Here is a 19,826-nt window from a genome sequence, read left to right as displayed (position 1 = left end):
TATGGTCTGACCCATGGCGCTGAGCGAAGAGGCGATCCGCGATCTTCTGCCCAAGCTCGTCGATACGCTCGACGATACGGACGAGCTTGACCGGATCGTCTTTCTCGCCACCGGCGACCGGTTGTTCAAGCACTATGCCGCCAAGGTCGACACGCTGGAGGAAGCGCTCTTCAAGCTCCTGACCAAGGCCTCTGCCCGGGGCGGCGAGCGGCCGGTCCTCTCGGCCCTCTACCGCGCGCGGCCGGGCCGGGCCGATGTGCAGGCGGTGATTGCCGCCGCCCTGCCCGGCACGGTCTTGTCGGCGCCGCCGCCGAGGGCTGACCTGTCGCTGCAGACCGCAGGCGCGCCGGAGGCGGACGCCTCGAAGAACGCCTATGCGCCGGGGTTCGAGCGGATCGTCAAGCCGGGCCTCGCCCCCTTCGACGTGCGGGTCTGGCTGAGCGAGCTGGAACGCGCGCAGGCCCGGGTCTGCCGGGTCGAGATCGGCGGCGCGGCGGCGGGCACCGGCTTTCTGGTCGGGCCGAAGGCGGTGCTCACGAACTGGCATGTGGTCGAAAAGGCGGATGCCGCGAAGATCGCCTGCCGGTTCGACTATGTGACCCTGCCCACGGGCGGGCGGTCCGAGGGCCGCACCGCCGCCGTCGCCGCCATCGCCGATCACAGCCCCTATTCGCCCGCCGAGGCGAAGAACCAGCCCGACGAAGCCCCGCCCACCGCCGATGAACTGGACTACGCGCTCCTCGAACTGGCCGAACCGGCGGGCGACGATCCGGTCGAAAGCGGCGCGCGCGGGTTCGTCCGCCTGCCCGAGGCCGACCAGCCCGCGCCGAAGGGCGCCCCCCTCCTCATTGTCCAGCATCCCGACGGCGCGCCGATGAAGCTTGCCATCGACACCGAGGCGGTGCTTGGCCTCGCGGGCGACGGGCGCAGGTTGCGCTATGCGACGAATACCGAGGGCGGCTCTTCCGGCTCGCCCTGTTTCTCGATGGATTGGCGGATCCTCGCGCTGCATCATTATGGCGATCCGGCCTGGCAGCATCCGCTGTTCAATCAGGGCGTGCCCATTGCGCTTGTCACCCGCCGCCTGATCGCCAAGGGTCAGGGCGGGCTGATCGACCGCTGAGGGGCGCGATGCCGCTGGAACCCGCCGCCATCGACGCGCTCTCGATCCTGATCGGCGACGGATTCGGCCCGGACGAGCTTGATATCGTGATGCGCAAGACGACCGGCGCGGGCCTTTTCAAGGCCTGGGTCGGGCCGGGCAAGCCGATGCGCGATACGGTGCTGGAGCTTCTGCGCAAACTCTCGGACCGGGGCATCGAACGCGCCGTCCTGACCGAGGTCGCGCTCAGGCGGCGCACCGACGCCCCGCTCACGGATGCGATCCGCACCGCCTGCCCCGAGGCGCTGGAAGCCCTGCCGGCCACTGCGGCGCAGGTCGGCGCGCTGCTGACCGGGCTTGCCGCCGCCTCGGCGAGCCTCGCCGATCCGGCGGTGCGCGCGGCCCTTGCCGCGTCCAAAGGCCTCATCGGGGGCATTGCCGAAACCGTGGGCACACTCAGGACCTACAAGGAAATCCACGATTGCCTGCACCAGTTGCAGTTCCGCCAGCTGAGCGATCTGCGCGGCGCGGCGCGGGCCTTGGGCGAGGACCCGCTGCGCGAGGCGGAACTGGTCGACTACCAGACCCGCCTCGACACAGCCTGCGCGTCAATCGACGGCTGGATCGCCGACCTGCCCGAGGCCGGGCTGACCCAGCAACTCGAAAGGGCCTGGCTCGACCGGCTGGCGAAGGCGAACGCGGACCTCAGACAGGCGCTGGCCGACCGCAAGCCGGGCCCCGCGCAGGTGGCACTCTCGGACGTGGCGCGTATCCTCGCGACGGTGCCGTCGCGGCTGAACGAACAGATCGTGGTCGCGGCGGACGCGCTCGGGCTGGAGAAACTCGGAGAGACGCTGGGCGGCATCCGGCCCGCCCTTACCGGGGGCGCGGGCGATCAGGTGGAAACGGCCGGGGCGGCGCTCAATCTCCTTGCGCCGGCACTGCACTCCCGGGTGGCAGAGCACCGGGCCTGGCAGGAGATCGACATCAGGATCGGCTATATCGACGATCTGTGCGATCATCGCGGCCCGGACGCGCTTGCGGAATTCGCGATCTACTGGCCCGACCTCAAGCGCGCGATCCTCGACCTTGCGGCCTATGAGCCCGAGGCGCAATGGGCCAAGGATACCGGGCTTTATGCCGGGCGGCTCGACGATCAGATCGCGCGCGAGGCGATGGACGACGCCCTCGTCGCGGCCTTCGCCATTGTGCGGGTGAAGGCGCGCTTCCGGTTCTTCGCGGTCGACCAGAGCCTGAAATCCGAGTGCGGGGCGCTGATCGCCGTCAGCGCGCCCCTGCAGTCCCTCGTGGCGGAGTTATCCCATGACTGAGACCCCTGCCCCCTTCCCGACACTCGCCGACCTCCGGTCCGCCCATCTGGCCTTCATGGACGACAGGGCGCGCGATGCGGCCGCGATCCGCCGGTTGCTCGCGCGAGGCCGCGCAACCGGTGCACACCTTGCCGAGGCGGCCGACCGGCGCGAGGCGCAGCGCATCCTTGATTACTGGTCGGCCGAGCTTCTGGGCAGCCGCGACCTGACGCCGGAGGATTTCAATCCCGCGATCCTCGATCCGTTCGGCGCAGAGGTTGCGGGCGACAGGGCAGATGCCACCGCCGACATTGCGGGCCGGGCGGGGGCCGCACGCGAACTGATCCGGCTTTCCGCGCTCGCCCGGCAATGGAAAAGCTCAGGCGAGGCGCCGGGCTATCTTCTGCAGGGCGACGCGCTCCTCGCGGCGGCGCGCTTTACCGACCGCGACCCCGACATCGCGGGCTTCGTCACCGCCAGCAATCGCCACGAAATGGCGATGATCGCGCAGCAGACGCGCCGCCGTCAGGCGGTCATTGCCATACTCGCTCTGCTTCTGATCGCCACCACGGCGCTGGCCGCCGTCTCGTGGCGCCAGTGGCAAGCGGCAGAGCGGGCGAAGACAGGCCTCGCCAGCGCGAACGAGGTCCTGTCGCTGGAGAAAGCCGAACTCCAGCAGACGATCGAGAGAGCGCGCGCGGATGCCCAATCGAGCCAGGTGCGGATCGACGCGCTCATCGCCGAGAATGCGCGCCTCGCGGCGGCGCTGAACGAAGGCGCCAGGGGCGCAGGCGTCGCGGCGGAAGACCTGCCGCCCGACCTGAAGGCAACGGTGGAAAATGCCCTGCCCGAGGCCTCGGCGGTGATTTCGGCGGCAGAGGCAACGGGTGGGTTCAGCGGCTACGATCCGGCCTTCCTCGGCGTCGATCTGCCGATGCCCGCCCTCGGCGAGGCCCTGCGCCCGTCGGCCGCGCTTGGCGGCGCGGCCCTTGACTATCCCAACGCGAGCCTCGTGATGAATGCCGCCCGGCGCCAGCCCTTCTTCGCCGCCGAGACGGTGGACCGCAAGGCGCGCCGCTCGCTCAGGCGGCTGCCGGGGGCCTTTTCCTTCGATCCGCGCCTTCCGCCGGAACAGCAGGCCGATCCGGCCTGGTTCCTCGGGCCCGAGATCGACCGCGGCCACCTGATCGCGCGCAACGACATCACCTGGGGACCGGTCTTCGAGGGCGACCCGAAAGAGGCCGCGCTTCGCCTGAACGGCATCGTGGATACCTATGCCAACGCCAGCCCTCAGTTCGGCTGGTTCAATCGCGGCATCTGGAGCAGGCTTGAGAACTGGGCGCTTGCCGGGCATAACCCCTCGGCCGACCGGGTGGTGATCTTCACCGGCCCGATCCTGACCGAGACGGATCCCGCCCCCTACGGCGCGCCGGTGCCGTCGGGTTTCTGGAAGGTCGTCGTCTCGCGCCGGACCGGCAGCAGCGCGCTGATCGTCGATCCGTTCATCCTGATGCAGACAGACGCGCTTCCGGCCACTTTCGTGCCCGAGGCGCACCGCACGAGCCTGGAGGAGATCGAGCGGCGGACCGGCCTGATCTTCCCCGCGATCCTCTTCGGCATCGAAGCGGGCGGCGCGTTGCCGCCCGACCCCACGCCCGGTGAAGCGCTTGCCGCACGGCTGGGCGATCTTCTGACCGCAGACCGGGATCTGAGCGGGCCGGTCCTCGACGCCGTGGCCGGAGCCTTCGCCCCCGATGGACTTGCCGTCGAGGAGCAGACCATTCTTGCCGCCGCGCTGACGGCGCTTGCCGACGAGACCTTGCCCACGACCGCCAATCCGGCGATCCGCGACAATCTTCTCGCCGCGCTCTCGCTGGTGCCGCCCGATCGCTGGGCCGATCCGGCCTGGCTGACGATCCGTGCCCGCGCCCGGCATGCCATCACACCCTTGCTGGAACCGCGCGGGGGACCGGACATCAGCGGCGCGGCGCAGATGGCATCGGTCGAGCCGCCAGGGGCTGAGGCGCCGGGGGATGAGGCGCCGGACGGTCAGGTTCCCGCAAGCCTCCTCGAAGCGCTTGCCATCGTGCCTGCGCCGCGCCAGCCGATCCTCCTCTTCTTCTCGCGAACCAGCCGCGAGCAGTCAGAGGGCATCGCGAAGGCCCTGACGCTTCTGGGTTGGCGGATCGAACGGGTCCAGCGCGTGGGTTCCGGCCCCGAGACCGCCCGCACGCTTCATGCGGACGGGGTGAAGGACGATCAGGCCGCAGCCGATGCGCTCGTCGCCGATCTTGCCGCGCTCGGTTCTGCGGGGCGAAGCGAACCGAATGCGGCCGCCCCGCCGGGTGTGCTGACCATCCATCTGCCGTGATGGCGCCCGCTTCGGCTGGTCGGCGCGGCAGAGAGGTCAGAGGGCGGCCAAGGCCGCTCTTGCCCAGCGGCAGGCGTCTTCGGGATCGTCGAGAAGGGCCGGCGGCAGGCGCCAGTAGGGCATGGCGGTGACTTTCCCGCCCTCGCGGCTGTAGGTCCAGCGTTCCCAGCCTTCGGCGGTCAAACGGTCGGCGACAGCGCCCGCGCCCTTGAGCCAGATCGAGCCGTCGCCGTGCAGGATCGCGAAGATCGTGCCCTCGCGATAAAGGCAGAGCCCGCCCATCATCTTGCGGCTGGAAAGCGGCCCGAGCCCTTCGAACAGTTCCTCGGCGAAGGCGATGTCGGCGGGCGAAATGCTCATGGCTTGACGTTCAGGCGCCCCCGCCCGGCCCGGACCCGGGCGCGTCCTTGAACTTGATCGATTCCCCGCAGCCGCAGGCCTCGGCCACGTTCGGGTTGTTGAAGCGGAAGCCGCTTTCCAGAAGCGAGGTCTCGTAGTCGATCTCGGTCCCGAAGAGGAACATCTGCGCCATCGGCGCGATCATCACCCGCGCGCCGTCCTGTTCCACCACCTCGTCCATCGGACCGGGGGCGGCGGCGAATTCCATCGTATATTCCATGCCCGCGCAGCCGCCCTTCTTGACGCCCACCTTCAGGCCATGGGCGCCGTCCTTCGCCATCAGGCGCGCGATCTGCGCCACGGCCCGCGGCGTAAGGGTAACGGGCGGTTTTCCTTGTATGCCGAACATGTCAGGTCTCCTTCCCTCTAATCTAAGGAGAAAGGTCGGGAATTCCAAGCGGGGGCAGGTGCGTCAGAAGCGAAAGCGTCAGGATCGCCGTCACGATCCCCCAGCCGAAGGAGGCGAGCGTGCCGACGATCACATATTCGCTGATCTTGCGGTCATCGCCTACGGCGCCGAACCTGAGGACCGATTTCGCCGCGATGAGAAAGCCGATGGCGCCGGTCTGGCCCGTCATCACCAGAATGAAGACAAGCCCGCGTTCCAGCATGCCGATGGCGCGGCCCGCGCCCAGAAGCCCGACCGGCATGTCGGGCGCCCATGGCTCCATCAGGAAGCCGACCGCGAAGCCGCCCGCGCGGGTGGCAAGGATGAGGCCCGCCAGAAGGGCGAGACAGGCGGGTGCGGCGGCGAGGCCGGGCCAGAGCCCGCTGTCCCACAGATCGGGCGCGTACCAGGCAAGCGCCACCAGGCTCGCCAGATGGGCCGCCTGATCGGCGAGGAAGGGCATAAGGCCACGCCGCCCGGAGAAGGTCTTCAGCGTGTCGATGAGAAGATGCGCCCCCGCGAGGCCGAGAAGAATGGGGTGGAGCGTGCCTATGGTCGCCGCAGCGGTCACGAATACCACGGCGATATGCGTGAGCATCGCGGCGGGCGCGCGCTTGTTTGTGACCATCCAGCCGGTCTGCAACACGAAATCGGCGAGAACATGGGCGAAAAGCAGCGCCGCGAACGTCTGGATCATGCCGCCCCTCCGAAGGTTTCCCGGTCCATCTCGGCAAGCGCGGTCGCAAGCGCCCGGAACCCCGAGGCGGCGATCCGCGCCTCGAACGCCTGCCGGGTGATGCCGAGTCGGCCCGCCAGTTCCGCCATCGGCGCGTCGTCCTGTTCAAGCGCCAGTGCCACCGCCTCGGCCTGTTCGCGCGACCAGCGGCGGATCATCCAGTCGGCGACCTCGAACAGTGCCTCGTGCCAGCCGCGAACGCCCGCGCCGCCGATGGCGAGGCGGCGAGAGCCGCTGGTCAGCGCGTCGAGCGCCTGACCGGAGGTCTCGAAGGCCGCGCCGCTTGCGCCGGAGAGGCCCGTCGCGCCCAGCCGCGCGACCGGGCCGATACCGACCGAGATACGCGTCGCCATGCCCGGCAGCGCGGCGGAAAGCCGCGCGACGAGGAAAAGCGTGACCCGGAAGGCCAGACCCGGCCGGTCCTGCAGATAGATCTGCCAGCCGTCGCCGCGATAGCGGGTGAAACGGGTGTCAGTGCCAGTCCAGCCCGCGACATCATCGGCGGCGGCGGAAAGGACGGCCATGGCGCGATCCGTCGCCTCTGGCCCGGCGACCGAGGACCGCACGATATCTCCGGTCAGGACGGCGCTTCTGTCACTCATGTGCAAACCATAGGGCTTGCAATCGCTTTTTGCAAGTCTGTGGATTTGCTTCCACAGGATGCGAGTCGCGAGTCGGGCGCGTCGACGGGGCTGGCGCCCCTACTCCGCGGCTGCAGCGCCCGCACTCTCGGCATCTGCCGCAGCCTCGATCTCGGCAGCCTTCTTCTCGACCAGCTCGACGATATGGTCGACCATCCGGTCGTTGCCCATCGTGTGATGCTGCCGACCGGCGAGATAGACCATCCCCTTGCCCGCGCCGCCGCCGGTGAAGCCGATGTCGGTCATCAAAGCCTCGCCCGGGCCGTTGACCACGCAGCCGATGATCGAGAGCGACATCGAGGTGGTGACATGGGCGAGCCGCTCTTCCAGCGCCGCCACCGTCTTGATCACGTCAAAGCCCTGCCGCGCGCAGGAGGGGCAGGAGATGATGGTGACGCCCCGGTGCCTCAGCCCCAGCGATTTCAGGATCTCGAACCCGACCTTCACCTCCTCGACCGGATCGGCGGAGAGCGAGACGCGGATCGTGTCGCCGATCCCCATCCACAGAAGGTTGCCAAGCCCGATCGCCGATTTCACCGTGCCGGAGACGAGCCCGCCCGCCTCGGTGATGCCAAGGTGGATCGGCGCGTCGGTCACCTGCGCCAGTTCCTGATAGGCGGCGGCCGCGAGGAAGACGTCGGACGCCTTCACGCTAATCTTGAATTCGTGAAAATCGTTGTCCTGCAACAGCTTGATATGGTCGAGCCCGCTTTCGACCATCGCCGCCGGGCAGGGTTCGCCGTACTTGTCCAGAAGGTGCTTCTCCAGCGACCCGGCATTGACGCCGATCCGGATCGAACAGCCGTGATCCTTGGCGGCCCGGACGACCTCGCGCACCCGCTCGGCCGAGCCAATATTGCCGGGGTTGATGCGCAGGCAGGCGGCGCCCGCCTCGGCCGCCTCGATGGCGCGTTTGTAATGGAAATGGATGTCGGCCACGATCGGCACCGGGCTTTCCGCGACGATTTCCCTCAGCGCGCGGGTCGCATCTTCATCGGGCGTCGAGATGCGGACGATGTCCGCCCCTGCCACCGCGCAGCGCTGCACCTGTTCGATGGTCGCGGCCACGTCCGAGGTGATGGTGTTGGTCATGGTCTGGACCGAGATCGGCGCGTCGCCGCCCACCAGAACCTTGCCCACGCGGATCTGACGCGATGACCGCCGCTCGATGGAACGCCAGGGGCGGATCGGATTGTGGGACATGGGGCGCGGCTCCGTCTGTCGGTCAGGCGCCTAGATAGACCCCACGGCCCCCGGGTGCAACGGCAGCTATTGCGACGGTGCTTCCGGTTCTGTCGGAGCGACCGGCGCGGCCGAGGCCATGGCGACCGCGCGGGCCAGATCGCCGTCAGCGGCGACATCGGCGACGACATAGCGTTCGGTCAGCGCCTCGGGCGTCAGGGCGACATTCTTCGTCACCTGGCCCGAAGCGCCCGCAGGCCCGTAGGTCACGCCGTTCACCGCAAAATAGATCGCGCCGGATTCACCCGCGCGCAGAAGCGGCGGTTCGTCGGTCGCGGGCACGGCATAGCGGTCGCCCGCATCCATCGTGCCCTCGAACAGGATCGACCCGTCGGCCGCCTGCACCCGCACCCAGGCCGGGCGCGCGGCGATCAGCTCGACCGCGGGCGCGTCGGCGGCCACGACCTGAACCGGGGTGTCGCCAAGCGCAGGCTCCGCCGCTACCGCCGCCGCAACGCGGTCGGCGGCAGGGTCGCTGAGGACGCCCACGCTTGCGGGATTGATCGAGGCAATCGGCCCGTCGCGCGGCACGAGGACCGGCGTGTCGAGCGCCTGCGGCCGGTAGAGCCGGTCGAGCGCCTCGGGGTCGGGCTGAAGATCGGTTCCCGGCAGGGCGGCCGCGACCTCGGTCATCGGTTGCGCGGGGGTGGCGACGGCGCCGGTCAGCGGATCGAGCTCGGCTACCACGCCGGGCGCCTGCGCGACCGGGGCAAGCTGGACGCGCTGCACTTCCTGCAGGACTTTCCATCCGCCGTAGCCAATACCGGAGACAAGCGCGATCAGAACAGCGATCGACCCGAAGGCGCGGGGCTCAAACCCCGCGAAGATGCTTTCAGCACGCGGAATGAAAGAGGCGTTGGGGTCGGCCAGCGGATCGGCATATTCGACCTTGCGTCGCGTCTTGCCGACGCTGCCCGAGGCGGCGGCAGACATGCCGTGCGCCACGGTGAAATTCGCTTCCTTGCAGAAGCGGTCGAAGGCCCATTCCGGATCGATGCCCAGATAGCGGGCATAGGAACGGACGTAGCCCGCGACGAAACCGGGCGTGTCGAAGGCCGCGACATCGCAATTCTCGATCGCGGCGATGTAACTTGCCTTGATCCGAAGCTCGCGCTGGACGTCCAGCAGGGATTTGGACAGCGTTGCGCGTTCGCCGCGCATCACATCGCCCAGGCGCACCTCGAAATCGTCAAACCCCTTGGGTTTGTCCATTTCTTCCGTCGAAGGTTTGGCCCTCCGCCCGATCATGCCTGTTACGTCCTGTCCCCAGTATGGCGGTCAACGATTCGTGATAATCCGTCCGCCTATTGTGGATTGTTTAACACAGCGCAAGGGCACATGCACCGGCTAAGCCGCCTCAGGCCGAAAGTTCGGCGCGATTCAGCGCGCAATGGGCCCAGAGCCGGTCCATCGCCCCGACGAGCGCGTCGATATCCTTCGGCGTGTGCACGGGCGAGGGCGTGAAACGCAGCCGCTCGGTGCCGCGCGGGACGGTCGGGAAATTGATCGGCTGCACGTAGATGCCGTCCTGTTCCAGCAGCATGTCCGAGATCATCTTGCAATGCACCGGATCGCCGACATGGACCGGTACGATATGGGTGCCGCGGTCGATGATCGGCAGGCCGAGCGCGCGGAGCCGCATCTTGAGGATCTTCGCATGGTCCTGCTGCATGTCGCGTAGATGTTGAGCGGTCTTGAGGTACTTGACCGAGGCCGCAGCCCCCGCCGCCACGGCGGGCGGCAGCGAGGTGGTGAAGATGAAGCCCGGCGCGTAAGAGCGGATCGCATCGACCATCTTGGCGCTTGCGGCGATATAGCCGCCCATCACGCCATAGGCCTTGGCGAGCGTCGCGTTGATGATGTCGATGCGGCCCATCTGCCCGAGCTTCTCGGCCACCCCTGCCCCACGCGGCCCGTACATGCCGACGGCATGGACCTCGTCGAGATAGGTCAGGGCGCCGAACTCCTCGGCCAGATCGCAGATCGCCTCCATCGGGCAGATGTCGCCATCCATCGAATAGACGGACTCGAAGGCGATGAGCTTCGGCGCCGCCGGATCGTCGGCCGCGAGTTTCGCGCGCAGGTCGGCCAGGTCATTATGCCTGAAGATGCGCTTCAGGCCGCCGTTGCGGCGGATGCCTTCGATCATCGAGGCATGGTTCAATTCGTCCGAATAGATGATGAGGCCCGGGAAAAGCTTCGGGAGCGTGGAAAGCGTCGCGTCATTGGCAATGTAGGCGGAGGTGAAAAGAAGCGCCGCTTCCTTGCGGTGCAGATCGGCAATCTCGGCCTCGAGCCGTTTGTGATAGACGGTCGTGCCCGAGATATTGCGCGTCCCGCCCGACCCCGCGCCGGTCGCGTCAAGCGCCTCGTGCATCGCTTCCAGAACGACCGGATGCTGGCCCATGCCGAGATAGTCGTTGCCACACCAGACGGTGATGTCCTTCCGCGTACCGTCGGGCCGGTTCCAGATGGCCTTGGGGAAGTGGCCCTTCTGCCGCTCGATATCGATGAAGGTCCGGTAGCGGCCTTCGTCATGCAGGCGGGAAATCGCGCCATCGAGTGCGGTATCGTAATTCATCTGGTCCTCGCGCGGTCGGTCTTCTGCCTGGCTGGATAGGCCTCATAGGGAATCGGACGCCTTGATAGAGGTCAAGTCAAGCCTTTGCGAGGGAACAAATTGCCGCGCATGGGCCGGACGGGCGCTCATCGTCGCATTTCATGCGCTCTTCGCGCGACGAGCCTCGCAGAGGACGAGGAGCCCGCCTTCAGGCCTTTGGCCGGAGATTGCCTCTGCGCCGAGCCGCGCCTATGGTCGCGCCAAGAATAAGGAGCCCCGCCATGACCCTCGACGCCGTCCTTGCCCGGATCGACGCCACCCTGCCCGACGCCATCGACCGGCTGATGGCGATGCTGCGCGTGCCCTCGATCTCGACCGATCCCGCCTACAAGGCCGATTGCGCGAAAATGGCCGAGATGATCGCCGCCGACCTCGGCGACCTGGGCTTCGACGCCGCCGCGCGGCCGACGCCCGGCCATCCGATGGTGGTGGGCCATGGCGGCACGGGCGAGCGGCACCTGCTGTTTTATGGCCACTATGACGTGCAGCCCGTCGATCCGCTGAACCTCTGGCACCGCCCGCCCTTCGATCCCGCCATTGAAGATACCCCGAACGGCAAGGTGATTCGCGGGCGCGGCTCGTCGGACGACAAGGGCCAGCTGATGACCTTCATCGAGGCCTGCCGTGCCTGGAAGGCCGTGCATGGCACCCTGCCCTGCCGCCTGACGATCTTTCTGGAAGGCGAGGAGGAAAGCGGATCGCCCTCGCTCATCCCCTTCATGAAGGAACATGCGGCCGAACTGACCGCCGACCTCGCGCTGATCTGCGACACGTCGATGGTGTCGCCCGGCATCCCCTCGATCGCCTCGCAACTCAGGGGCATGCTGAAGGATGAATTCACCATTCGCGGGCCGAAGATCGACCTGCATTCTGGGCATTATGGCGGGCCGGGCCTCAATCCCCTGAAGGAAATCGCCCGCATCGTCGCCTCGTTCCACGATCCCGAAACCGGCCGGGTGGCTGTGGACGGGTTCTACGAGGGCGTGCACGAGCTGGCGCCCGCGCTGAAAAAGCAGTGGGAAAACTGCGGTTTCAACGAACAGACCTATCTGAATTCCGTGGGTTACAGTGTTTCCCATGGCGAAAAGGGCTATTCGACGCTGGAACTGCAATGGGCGCGGCCCACGCTCGAAGTGAACGGCCTCTGGGGCGGTTATCAGGGTGCGGGGTCAAAGACGGTCATCCCGTCGGAAGCACATTGCAAGATCACCTGCCGTCTGGTGGGCGACATGGACCCCGACCGCCTGCGCGACAAGATCCGCGCCCATGTCGCGGCGCGTCTCTCGCCCGATGCCCATGTCACCTGGGATCAGGACCTCGAAGGCTCGCCCGCCGCGGTGATGAACATCGCACGCCCCGAATTCGAACTGGCGCGCGCGGCGCTGTCGGACGAATGGAACCGCGAGGCGGTTTTCGTCGGCATGGGCGGATCGATCCCGATTGCCGGGTTCTTCAAGTCGGTCCTCGGCATGGATGCGATGCTGATCGGCTTTGCCAACGACGACGACGCGATCCACAGCCCGAACGAGAAATACGACGTCGAAAGCTTTCACAAGGGCATCCGCAGCTGGGCGCGGGTGCTGGCGCGGCTGGCCTGAGAACCGAAAAACGGGGGCCTTCGGGCCCCCGCCCGCCCGTCAGCCGATCAGCCGATCAGCCGATCAACGGCATCTTGCCGCCATAGACCTCGTCATAATGCCGCTTCAGCCGGATCAGTGCGATGCGAAGCACGATCTTGCCCGACCGCGCCGACCAGCCCATGCGCTTTTCGGCGACTTCCAAACCTTCGAGAAAACAGCAGCAGCGCAGGACGACATCGCCGAGGCCGGGGCCGAGATCGCGGAGCGCCGCGGCAACGCGCGCGCGGGCCTTCGCCGGGCCTTCGGCCTTGCCTGCATCGGGTTGAAAGCTGCCCCGGTCGCCCGCGGTCAGGAACCTGTCCCAGTTCTGCGCGACGCGCGGCCCCATCTGCGCAAGTTCGAAATCCTCGCGCAGCCGCTCGCCCACCGCAACCAGATCGGGTTCCAGAAACAGCTTGCCGTCCTTGTCGCGCCGCCGCGCCAGCGCCGCGAACGGGCTTTCGGCAAGATTGTAGCGCACGCGCTTGGGTTCCGCCTCGCCCGGCTCCATCACATTGCGCTCGCCCCAGGTCCGGTGCTGGTCGGCGAAGGGCGCGCGCGCCTCGGCAAAGCCCGGCTGATGCGCCCGCTCGGCATCGAGGAGGCGCTTGAGCGCGGAGCGGCCCGCGCCGGTGATTTCATAGGTGATGAGCCGCCCGCTGTCCTTGACCGCGATCCAGTCCTTCAACGCGAAGGCCTGCGCGACGGTCCTGTCGACGACGGCGGTCCGCACGGTACCCTTGAAGACCACGCCCTTCTCCATGTCGGGCGCGACCGCCAGAACCGCGCCCGCCTCGCACAGGCGGCGCAGGATGCGGCGCGCCTCGCGGTCGATGGTCGCCTGGTCGGGATGGTGTTTCAGGCCGGTACGGATCGGTGCGGACATGGGGCTTCCCTCTCTGGTTGCAGAATCTTCCAATGCGGCGGGGCGCGAGGCCTCGAACGCCGACAGCGCCTCGTCGACCAGCGGGTCGTCGCGGCGCATCTCGAAGGCGCGGACCCGGCGCATGACGGTGGAGGCATGGCATCCTTCGGCACGCGCCAGTTCCCTCAGCGTGCGGGCGCCGCAGACATGGGCGAGGTACAGGCGTGCGTCCTCCGGCAACCAGGCGGGCAAAGCCGCCGGGCCTATGGCATTGACCAGCATGATTTTCCCCGTTGTCGCGCGGCTGGGTGCTCCGCCGCGCGGTTGCAGACCAAAGCAACCGTCGGTTGCAATTCTTACCCGGGCGTTAATTCCCGGCTCGATCCAGAGAATTATTGATAAATTATAAATTTCTTCGAACGAAACGTTCGCTGTTTCGCGCCAGTGCGCAACGGCACCAAAACGGAAAACACTCTTGGGTTGTATTTCACAGGAGACCCAGGATGACCGACCTCTTCCGCCTCGTATCCGATCTGCGCCGCCCAGCCCTTCTGGTGCGCGCCGCCCGCGCCGGGCTGATGGACTATAACCGGCGCCGCGACCTGAAACGGGTGATGCGGACCGCCGACGTGCCCCAGCCCGAGGCGGCGGTTTCGGCGCTTCTGCAGGAAGAGGAGCGGCTGGAGGAAATCCGCCGCAAGGGCGACGCGACCTATTCCTTCGCCCGCCATATCGACGTGCTGATCGCCATGATCGCCGAGGCGCGGCTCTTGCCCCGGCCCGTGTGACGGGAAAGGGCGCGGCAGATGCCGCGCCCTTCGATTTCGCCGCGTGTGAGGCAGATCACATGAAAGCGTCGGGCATCGAAGCCTTTTTCTTTGCCACATATTCGCTCAGCGCCTCTTCGACCGCCGGGTCGATGGCGGGCTTCTGGTAATCGTTGAGAAGCTTCGCCACCCGCTCGCGCGCGAGCTGGACCGTATCGCGGGCGCCTTCCTCTTCCCAGGTCTCGAACGGCTTGTAGTCCAAGAGGTCCGACTTCCAGAATGCGGTGCGGAAGTTCGCCTGGGTGTGATCGGTGCCCAGGAAATGGCTGGCCTCACCCGAACCCACATAGCGCAAGGCGTCCATCGCCTGACCGTTTTCCGACATGTCGATGCCCTTGGCGATGTGATGCAGCACGCCAAGCTGATCGGCATCCATCACGAACTTCTCGAAGGACGAAACCAGCCCGCCTTCCAGCCAGCCGCAGGCATGCAGCATGAAGTTCACCCCCGCCATCAGCCCCATGCTGAGGCTGTTCGCCGTTTCATAGGCCGCCTGCGCATCGGGAAGCTTCGAGCCGCAGAACGACCCGGCCGAGCGGTAGGGCACGCCCAGACGGCGGACAAGCTGGCCCGCGCCATAGGTGATGAGGCTGGCTTCCGGCGTGCCGAAGGTTGGTGCGCCCGAGGCCATGTCGGTCGATGTCACGAAGGCGCCCGCGATGACCGGCGCGCCCTTCTTGACGAGCTGGCTGTAGGCCACGCCCGCAAGCACCTCGACCATGACCTGCGTCAGCGTGCCCGCGACCGTCACCGGCGACATGGCGCCGCCGACGATGAAGGGCGAGATGATCGCGGCCTGATTGGCCTTCGCATAGACTTCAAGCGCACCCATCATGATGCCGTCGAAGGTCATCGGCGAGTTGATGTTGATGAGCGAGGTCATCACCGTGCGCCCGTCGAGCCCGCCGAACAGGATGTCCGACATCTCGACCGAATCCTGGGCGCGCTCGGGCGCGGTGACCGAGCCCATGTAGGGCTTGTCGGACAGCGTCATGTGCGCCAGCAGCATGTCGAGATGGCGCTTGTTCACCGGAATGTCGGTCGGTTCGCAGACCGTGCCGCCGGAATGATGCAGCCATTTCGACATGTAGCCGAGCTTCACGAACTTCTGGAAATCCTCCATCGTCGCATAGCGGCGGCCATTTTCATCACGCACGAAAGGCGGACCGTAGACCGGCGCGAGGACAAGGCCCCGCCCGCCGACGGTGACCGAACGCTCGGGATTGCGGGCATGCTGCACATAGGACGATGGCGCGGTCTTGCACAGCTGACGCGCCAGCCCGCGCGGAATGCGAACGCGCTCGCCCTGCACGTCGGCGCCCGCCTCTTTCCACAGCGCCAGCGCGCCGGGATTTTCGACGAAATTTACGCCGATCTCCTCGAGGATCGTCTCGGCATTCGCCTCGATGATCTCAAGCGCTTCCTCGTTCAGGATCTCGAGATTCGGGATATTGCGCTCGATGAAACGCGCGGCCTCGATGCGGACGGCCGTCCGCTCCGCCCGACGCGCGGCCCCGCCGCCACCCCTTGCCCTGCGGCCCTCGACGACATCACTCATGTTCACGGCTCCTTGGAATTCGCTTCCTCGGCTTTTACGCCTTTGCCTTGCGGTCCTCGCACGCCAAGCGGCACTTGGCGCCCAAAAACGACATTGCGCCGCGTCGCTTTCCGTGTGACGCAGAGGCCCGGCCGCCAGCCTGCCGGACCGTAGCCGGGAGGGCGCGATGAGCGATCCGACAACCGAATGGCGCCCGGCAACACGGTTACGGGCAATTGCAATCGGACTGATCCGGCAGGACGCGCGCCTGCTCGTCAGCGCCGTCACCGGGGACGACGGGCGCGTCAAGGGATGGCGCCCGCTTGGCGGCGGCATCGAATTCGGCGAAAGTGCCGAAACAGCGCTTCGGCGCGAACTTCACGAGGAGATCGGGGCAACGGCAGGGCCACTCGTCCGGATCGCGGTTCTGGAGAACCTTTTCCACCATCAGGGCCAGCCTGGACATGAGATTGTCTTCGTGTTCGAAGGCAGCCTTTTGGACCCGGGCGCTGCTGCTACGGAGCGGTTCTTCATCGAAGAGCGCGGGCGGCGCGACCTCGCGGCGTGGATGCCAGCGGCACTGTTCCGCGACGGGGCGATGAAGCTCTTTCCCGACGGTCTTATCGGCTATCTTTGATAGGTCTTGCACCCGCTGGGCGAAGCCAATAGAGGCTGGCCATGACCCAGCATGATCGCCTTCTCATCATCGATTTCGGCTCTCAGGTCACGCAGCTGATCGCGCGGCGGCTTCGCGAGTTGAACGTCTATTGCGAGATCCATCCGTTCAACCGGGTGGACGAAGCCTTCCTGAAGGATTTCGCCCCGAAAGCGGTGATCTTTTCCGGCGGCCCCGCCTCGGTCTATGCCGAGGGCGCGCCGATGCCGCCCAAGGGCGTCTTCGAGATGGGCGTGCCGATCCTCGGCATCTGTTACGGCCAGCAGGTGATGATGCACTGCCTTGGCGGCAAGGTCGAAGGCGGGCACGGCACCGCCGAATTCGGCCGCGCCTTCGTGACGCCCGCCGACGAGACCATACCGCTCTTGGCGGGATGGTACGAGGAGGGCCCCGAACAGGTCTGGATGAGCCACGGCGACCATGTCAGCCGCATCGCCCCGGGTTTCAAGGTCTATGGCACCTCTCCGAATGCGCCTTTCGCCATCACCGCCGACCCGGACCGCCGCTTCTATGCGGTGCAGTTCCACCCCGAAGTGCACCACACGCCGAAGGGCGCGAAGCTTTACGAGAACTTCGTGCGGCTCGCGGGTTTCAAGGGCGACTGGACGATGGGCGCCTACCGCGAGGAAGCGATCCGCAAGATCCGCGAGCAGGTGGGCGACGCGAAGGTCATCTGCGGCCTGTCGGGCGGTGTGGATTCGTCTGTTGCCGCCGTCCTGATCCACGAGGCGATCGGGGATCAGCTGACCTGTGTCTTCGTCGACCACGGCCTTCTGCGGCTGGGCGAGGCCGAGCAGGTCGTGTCGATGTTCCGCGACCATTACAACATGCCGCTGATCCATGCCGATGAAAGCGACCTCTTCCTCGGTGCGCTGGACGGCGTGTCCGACCCCGAAGTGAAACGCAAGACCATCGGAAAGCTCTTCATCGACGTCTTCCAGAAACACGCGGCCGAGGTCGGCGGCGCGACATTCCTGGCACAGGGCACGCTTTACCCCGACGTGATCGAGTCGGTCAGTTTCTCCGGCGGCCCCTCGGTCACGATCAAGTCGCACCACAATGTCGGCGGTCTGCCGGAAAAGATGGGCCTGAAGCTCGTCGAGCCGCTGCGCGAGCTTTTCAAGGACGAAGTCCGCGCTCTCGGCCGCGAACTTGGCCTGCCGCAATCGTTCATCGGCCGCCACCCCTTCCCCGGCCCCGGCCTCGCCATCCGCTGCCCCGGCGAGATCACGCGCGAGAAACTCGACATCCTGCGCCGGGCGGACGCGGTCTATATCGACCAGATCCGCAAGCACGGGCTTTACGACCAGATCTGGCAGGCCTTCGCGGCGATCCTGCCGATGCGGACCGTGGGCGTGATGGGCGATTATCGCACCTACGACTACGCCATCGGGCTCCGCGCCGTGACCTCGGTCGACGGGATGACGGCGGACTATTACCCCTTCACCCACGAGTTCCTCGGCGAAACCGCGACCCGGATCATCAACGAGGTGAAGGGCGTGAACCGCGTCTTCTATGATGTGACCTCGAAGCCGCCTGGGACGATCGAGCTCGAATAGCGACGGTGCCGCGGAAAATCCTTCGCGAAGGATTTTCCGCCCCGATCGCGGGTCGGCCGCCACTTGCCCCCGCCTCAGGGGCCACCTATATTCCCCCCGTCAGGGTTCGCCCGGACTATGGACATAAACGCGCTCGTAATAATCGGATCGGACCCGGGGGCGGTACCCGGCGGCTCCACCACAACCCCGTATTGGCGGGTCATGGGGCCGAAACAGGATCGACGAACGCCTAAAGGGGTTTGCTTTGTCTCGGCGGGGTGCCACCGTTATCGGTCCGCAAAGTACAGTTGCCAATAACAACCGTGCTCCGGCAATGGCTCTGGCTGCGTAAGCAGTTCGGGTCGCCGAAACCAAGCCCTTGCGCTTAGCCGCGTAAGGCGGGGTTCGCAGGTACCTGGCAACAGAAACCTGCACTTTCCCGCGCCCTTTCATGTTTCCTCAATCCCTGGGCCCTAGGGTCGGTCCTGCAGGATACTGTTGTCCTGCGACGGGTATGCGGTGCGGGCGGCCGGGCGAAACGGTGCGAGTGTCAAGGGTCAGGGTGCTTCTTACCGGCCGCTTCTTTCCCGTCCGGCGCTGACTGGAAAGCGAACGTGTGATGGGTCATCTCGACATCCTGAAGGACTGGTACCACCGCGTCTGGATCGAACAGGATCTGGCCGCGATCGATGACTATTTCGCCCCCCATGTCGGTGCCGACGGGCTGATGCCCGATGGCCAGGTCGGGCCTGAGGATTTCCGGGCGCTTGTGCCCGCGCTCACCTCCCTCGTGCGCGATCTTGAATTCACCTTCGACAAATCATTCGAGACGGAAGACTGGCTCTGGGCGCAGGTCTCGGTCAAGGCGCTCGGCGCCCATGACATGCGCGAGGTGCGCACCACTGGCCATGTCGCCATGCGGTTCCAGGGGGGAAAGATCGTCGAGGCTTACAATTCGTTTGATTTCCTCACCTTCTTCTCCACCGCGGGCCTCTTGCCGGAGGATGTGTTTCTCCTTCTCCTGTCGGGCGAACGGCTCGGCTGACAGAATCCTTGCCCGGCATGGGCAGGCAGGCCATGATCCGGCCATGCGACACCGCTGCATTTGGCTTTTCTCGGCTCTCATCATGCTGGCGACGCCAGCGACTGCCGCCTGCCGCATGGCGCTTCTTCTGGCCATCGACATATCCGGGTCGGTCGATGACGCGGAATACCTCTTGCAGGTCGAAGGCACGGCGGCGGCGCTTGAAGATCCGGTGATCATCGATGCCTTGGTGCAGGGCGAAGTGGCGCTCAGCGTGATGCAATGGTCCTCGGTCGGGATGCAGAAGATGGTCCAGCCCTGGCGGCGGATCCGCAACGAGGGCGATGCGGCAGCCTTCGCCCGCGCTGCCAAGGCCCAGGAACGCGCCTTCGGCAAGGCCGATACAGCCGTGGGCGACGCCATCGCCTTCGCCGTCGATCAATTCAATGCCGTTCCGGATTGTCCGCGCAGGGTGATCGACATTTCGGGCGATGGTGTACAGAACGCCGGCGGCCCGCTTGCCGTCGCGCGCCAGCGCGCCATCGATGCAGGCATCTCGATCAATGCGATCGCCATCGAGGGCGTGGGTTTCGCGATCACCGAATTCTACCACCGCATGGTCATCACCAGGGGCGGCTTCGTGGTGACGGCGGGCGGGCATCTCGATTACCCGCGCGCGATCCGGCTGAAGATCATGCGCGAGCTTGTCCGCCCTATCGGTTGAGCGGACCGCGCGGCCCCTCATCGAGCCCTTGCAGGCTCTCTTCGGGGACAGAGCGAGGAGAGCGCGCAAGGGCTCGACGAGCGGCCTGGCGGGCAGCGCGGCGGGCGGCGAGGCGGGCGGCTTGGCGCGCAGGCCGCCGCGATGACTTGACGGGCCGGAAATCCGGTGCGATGCCATCTGCAGGTGGGCTAGGCGGCGCGCCCCGTG

The 19,826-nt window shown here is 66.7% G+C and carries 18 protein-coding genes and 1 other RNA gene; 10 read left to right on the top strand and 9 right to left on the bottom strand.

The genetic code is table 11. The annotated features are described in order from the left end of the window. Window positions 1–13 precede the first annotated feature (13 nt). From P0645_RS03875 to P0645_RS03865, 3 genes are read left to right on the top strand one after another with little or no spacing between them, the layout of a single operon-like run. On the top strand, window positions 14–1,123 hold the full coding sequence (locus P0645_RS03875) for a trypsin-like serine peptidase (RefSeq protein WP_284163237.1): 1,110 nt from the start codon (window positions 14–16) through the stop codon (window positions 1,121–1,123). Window positions 1,124–1,131: 8 nt separating this feature from the next. Further along, a complete protein-coding gene (locus tag P0645_RS03870; RefSeq protein WP_284163236.1) occupies window positions 1,132–2,433 on the top strand; it encodes a hypothetical protein in 1,302 nt (433 codons plus the stop codon). Beyond that, window positions 2,426–4,783: a DNA/RNA non-specific endonuclease gene (locus P0645_RS03865; protein WP_284163235.1), complete on the top strand. Its 2,358-nt coding sequence runs from the start codon at window positions 2,426–2,428 to the stop codon at window positions 4,781–4,783. The genes P0645_RS03870 and P0645_RS03865 overlap by 8 nt, the downstream gene beginning before the upstream one ends. A 36-nt stretch (window positions 4,784–4,819) precedes the next feature. Here P0645_RS03865 and P0645_RS03860 read toward each other — a convergent pair whose 3' ends face one another. From P0645_RS03860 to hemA, 7 genes are all read right to left on the bottom strand, one after another. Continuing rightward, window positions 4,820–5,143, bottom strand: coding sequence for a TfoX/Sxy family protein (locus P0645_RS03860; RefSeq protein WP_284163234.1), 324 nt, complete (start codon window positions 5,141–5,143; stop codon window positions 4,820–4,822). A 10-nt stretch (window positions 5,144–5,153) separates the two neighbouring features. Continuing rightward, window positions 5,154–5,531, bottom strand: a complete 378-nt coding sequence (locus P0645_RS03855) for a HesB/IscA family protein (RefSeq protein ID WP_284163233.1) — start codon at window positions 5,529–5,531, stop codon at window positions 5,154–5,156. A gap of 22 nt (window positions 5,532–5,553) precedes the next feature. Then, on the bottom strand, window positions 5,554–6,267 hold the full coding sequence (locus P0645_RS03850; RefSeq protein ID WP_284163232.1) for a DUF3307 domain-containing protein: 714 nt from the start codon (window positions 6,265–6,267) through the stop codon (window positions 5,554–5,556). Next, on the bottom strand, window positions 6,264–6,908 hold the full coding sequence (locus P0645_RS03845; protein WP_284163231.1) for a helix-turn-helix domain-containing protein: 645 nt from the start codon (window positions 6,906–6,908) through the stop codon (window positions 6,264–6,266). The genes P0645_RS03850 and P0645_RS03845 overlap by 4 nt, the downstream gene beginning before the upstream one ends. A 99-nt stretch (window positions 6,909–7,007) precedes the next feature. Further along, entirely contained in the window at window positions 7,008–8,150 is a 1,143-nt protein-coding gene (ispG, locus tag P0645_RS03840; protein ID WP_284163230.1) for a flavodoxin-dependent (E)-4-hydroxy-3-methylbut-2-enyl-diphosphate synthase, read from the bottom strand. 66 nt (window positions 8,151–8,216) lie between these two features. Beyond that, window positions 8,217–9,437, bottom strand: coding sequence for a helix-turn-helix domain-containing protein (locus P0645_RS03835; protein ID WP_284163229.1), 1,221 nt, complete (start codon window positions 9,435–9,437; stop codon window positions 8,217–8,219). Between the two features lie 109 nt (window positions 9,438–9,546). Further along, entirely contained in the window at window positions 9,547–10,770 is a 1,224-nt protein-coding gene (gene hemA / locus P0645_RS03830) for a 5-aminolevulinate synthase (RefSeq protein ID WP_284163228.1), read from the bottom strand. 260 nt (window positions 10,771–11,030) lie between these two features. Here hemA and P0645_RS03825 point away from each other — a divergent pair, with 260 nt between their 5' ends. Further along, complete coding sequence (locus P0645_RS03825) at window positions 11,031–12,407, top strand: M20/M25/M40 family metallo-hydrolase (protein WP_284163227.1); 1,377 nt, start codon at window positions 11,031–11,033, stop codon at window positions 12,405–12,407. 55 nt (window positions 12,408–12,462) lie between these two features. On the opposite strand, the gene P0645_RS03820 is transcribed toward P0645_RS03825, so the two are convergent. Beyond that, window positions 12,463–13,575 carry a DUF6456 domain-containing protein gene (locus tag P0645_RS03820; protein ID WP_284163226.1) on the bottom strand — a complete coding sequence of 371 codons (1,113 nt, stop codon included), beginning with the start codon at window positions 13,573–13,575 and terminating at the stop codon, window positions 12,463–12,465. A gap of 221 nt (window positions 13,576–13,796) precedes the next feature. On the opposite strand from P0645_RS03820, the gene P0645_RS03815 reads away from it, so the two are divergent. Then, complete coding sequence (locus P0645_RS03815; RefSeq protein WP_284163225.1) at window positions 13,797–14,081, top strand: DUF6477 family protein; 285 nt, start codon at window positions 13,797–13,799, stop codon at window positions 14,079–14,081. Window positions 14,082–14,136: 55 nt separating this feature from the next. Here the strand turns inward: P0645_RS03815 and P0645_RS03810 are convergent, their stop codons facing one another. Beyond that, a complete protein-coding gene (locus P0645_RS03810; protein WP_284163224.1) occupies window positions 14,137–15,678 on the bottom strand; it encodes a trimethylamine methyltransferase family protein in 1,542 nt (513 codons plus the stop codon). A 166-nt stretch (window positions 15,679–15,844) separates the two neighbouring features. On the opposite strand from P0645_RS03810, the gene P0645_RS03805 reads away from it, so the two are divergent. The 5 genes from P0645_RS03805 (at window position 15,845) to P0645_RS03785 (ending at window position 19,619) form a co-directional block, all read left to right on the top strand. Further along, the gene (locus tag P0645_RS03805) at window positions 15,845–16,294 is read left to right on the top strand and encodes an NUDIX hydrolase (RefSeq protein ID WP_284163223.1); all 450 of its coding nucleotides are present in this window, start codon (window positions 15,845–15,847) and stop codon (window positions 16,292–16,294) included. Window positions 16,295–16,335: 41 nt separating this feature from the next. Next, window positions 16,336–17,892, top strand: a complete 1,557-nt coding sequence (gene guaA, locus P0645_RS03800) for a glutamine-hydrolyzing GMP synthase (RefSeq protein WP_284163222.1) — start codon at window positions 16,336–16,338, stop codon at window positions 17,890–17,892. Window positions 17,893–17,951: 59 nt separating this feature from the next. Then, window positions 17,952–18,307, top strand: a transfer-messenger RNA (tmRNA) gene (ssrA, locus tag P0645_RS03795). Between the two features lie 183 nt (window positions 18,308–18,490). After that, window positions 18,491–18,916: an ester cyclase gene (locus P0645_RS03790; protein ID WP_284163221.1), complete on the top strand. Its 426-nt coding sequence runs from the start codon at window positions 18,491–18,493 to the stop codon at window positions 18,914–18,916. An 82-nt stretch (window positions 18,917–18,998) separates the two neighbouring features. Further along, on the top strand, window positions 18,999–19,619 hold the full coding sequence (locus tag P0645_RS03785; RefSeq protein WP_284163220.1) for a DUF1194 domain-containing protein: 621 nt from the start codon (window positions 18,999–19,001) through the stop codon (window positions 19,617–19,619). The last annotated feature ends 207 nt before the right edge of the window (window positions 19,620–19,826 follow it).

The organism is Frigidibacter sp. SD6-1, assembly GCF_030143255.1.
GTDB lineage: Bacteria > Pseudomonadota > Alphaproteobacteria > Rhodobacterales > Rhodobacteraceae > TMP-24.
The sequence above is the reverse complement of the archived record's forward strand: the minus strand, read 5'-3'. Positions and strand labels throughout refer to the sequence as shown.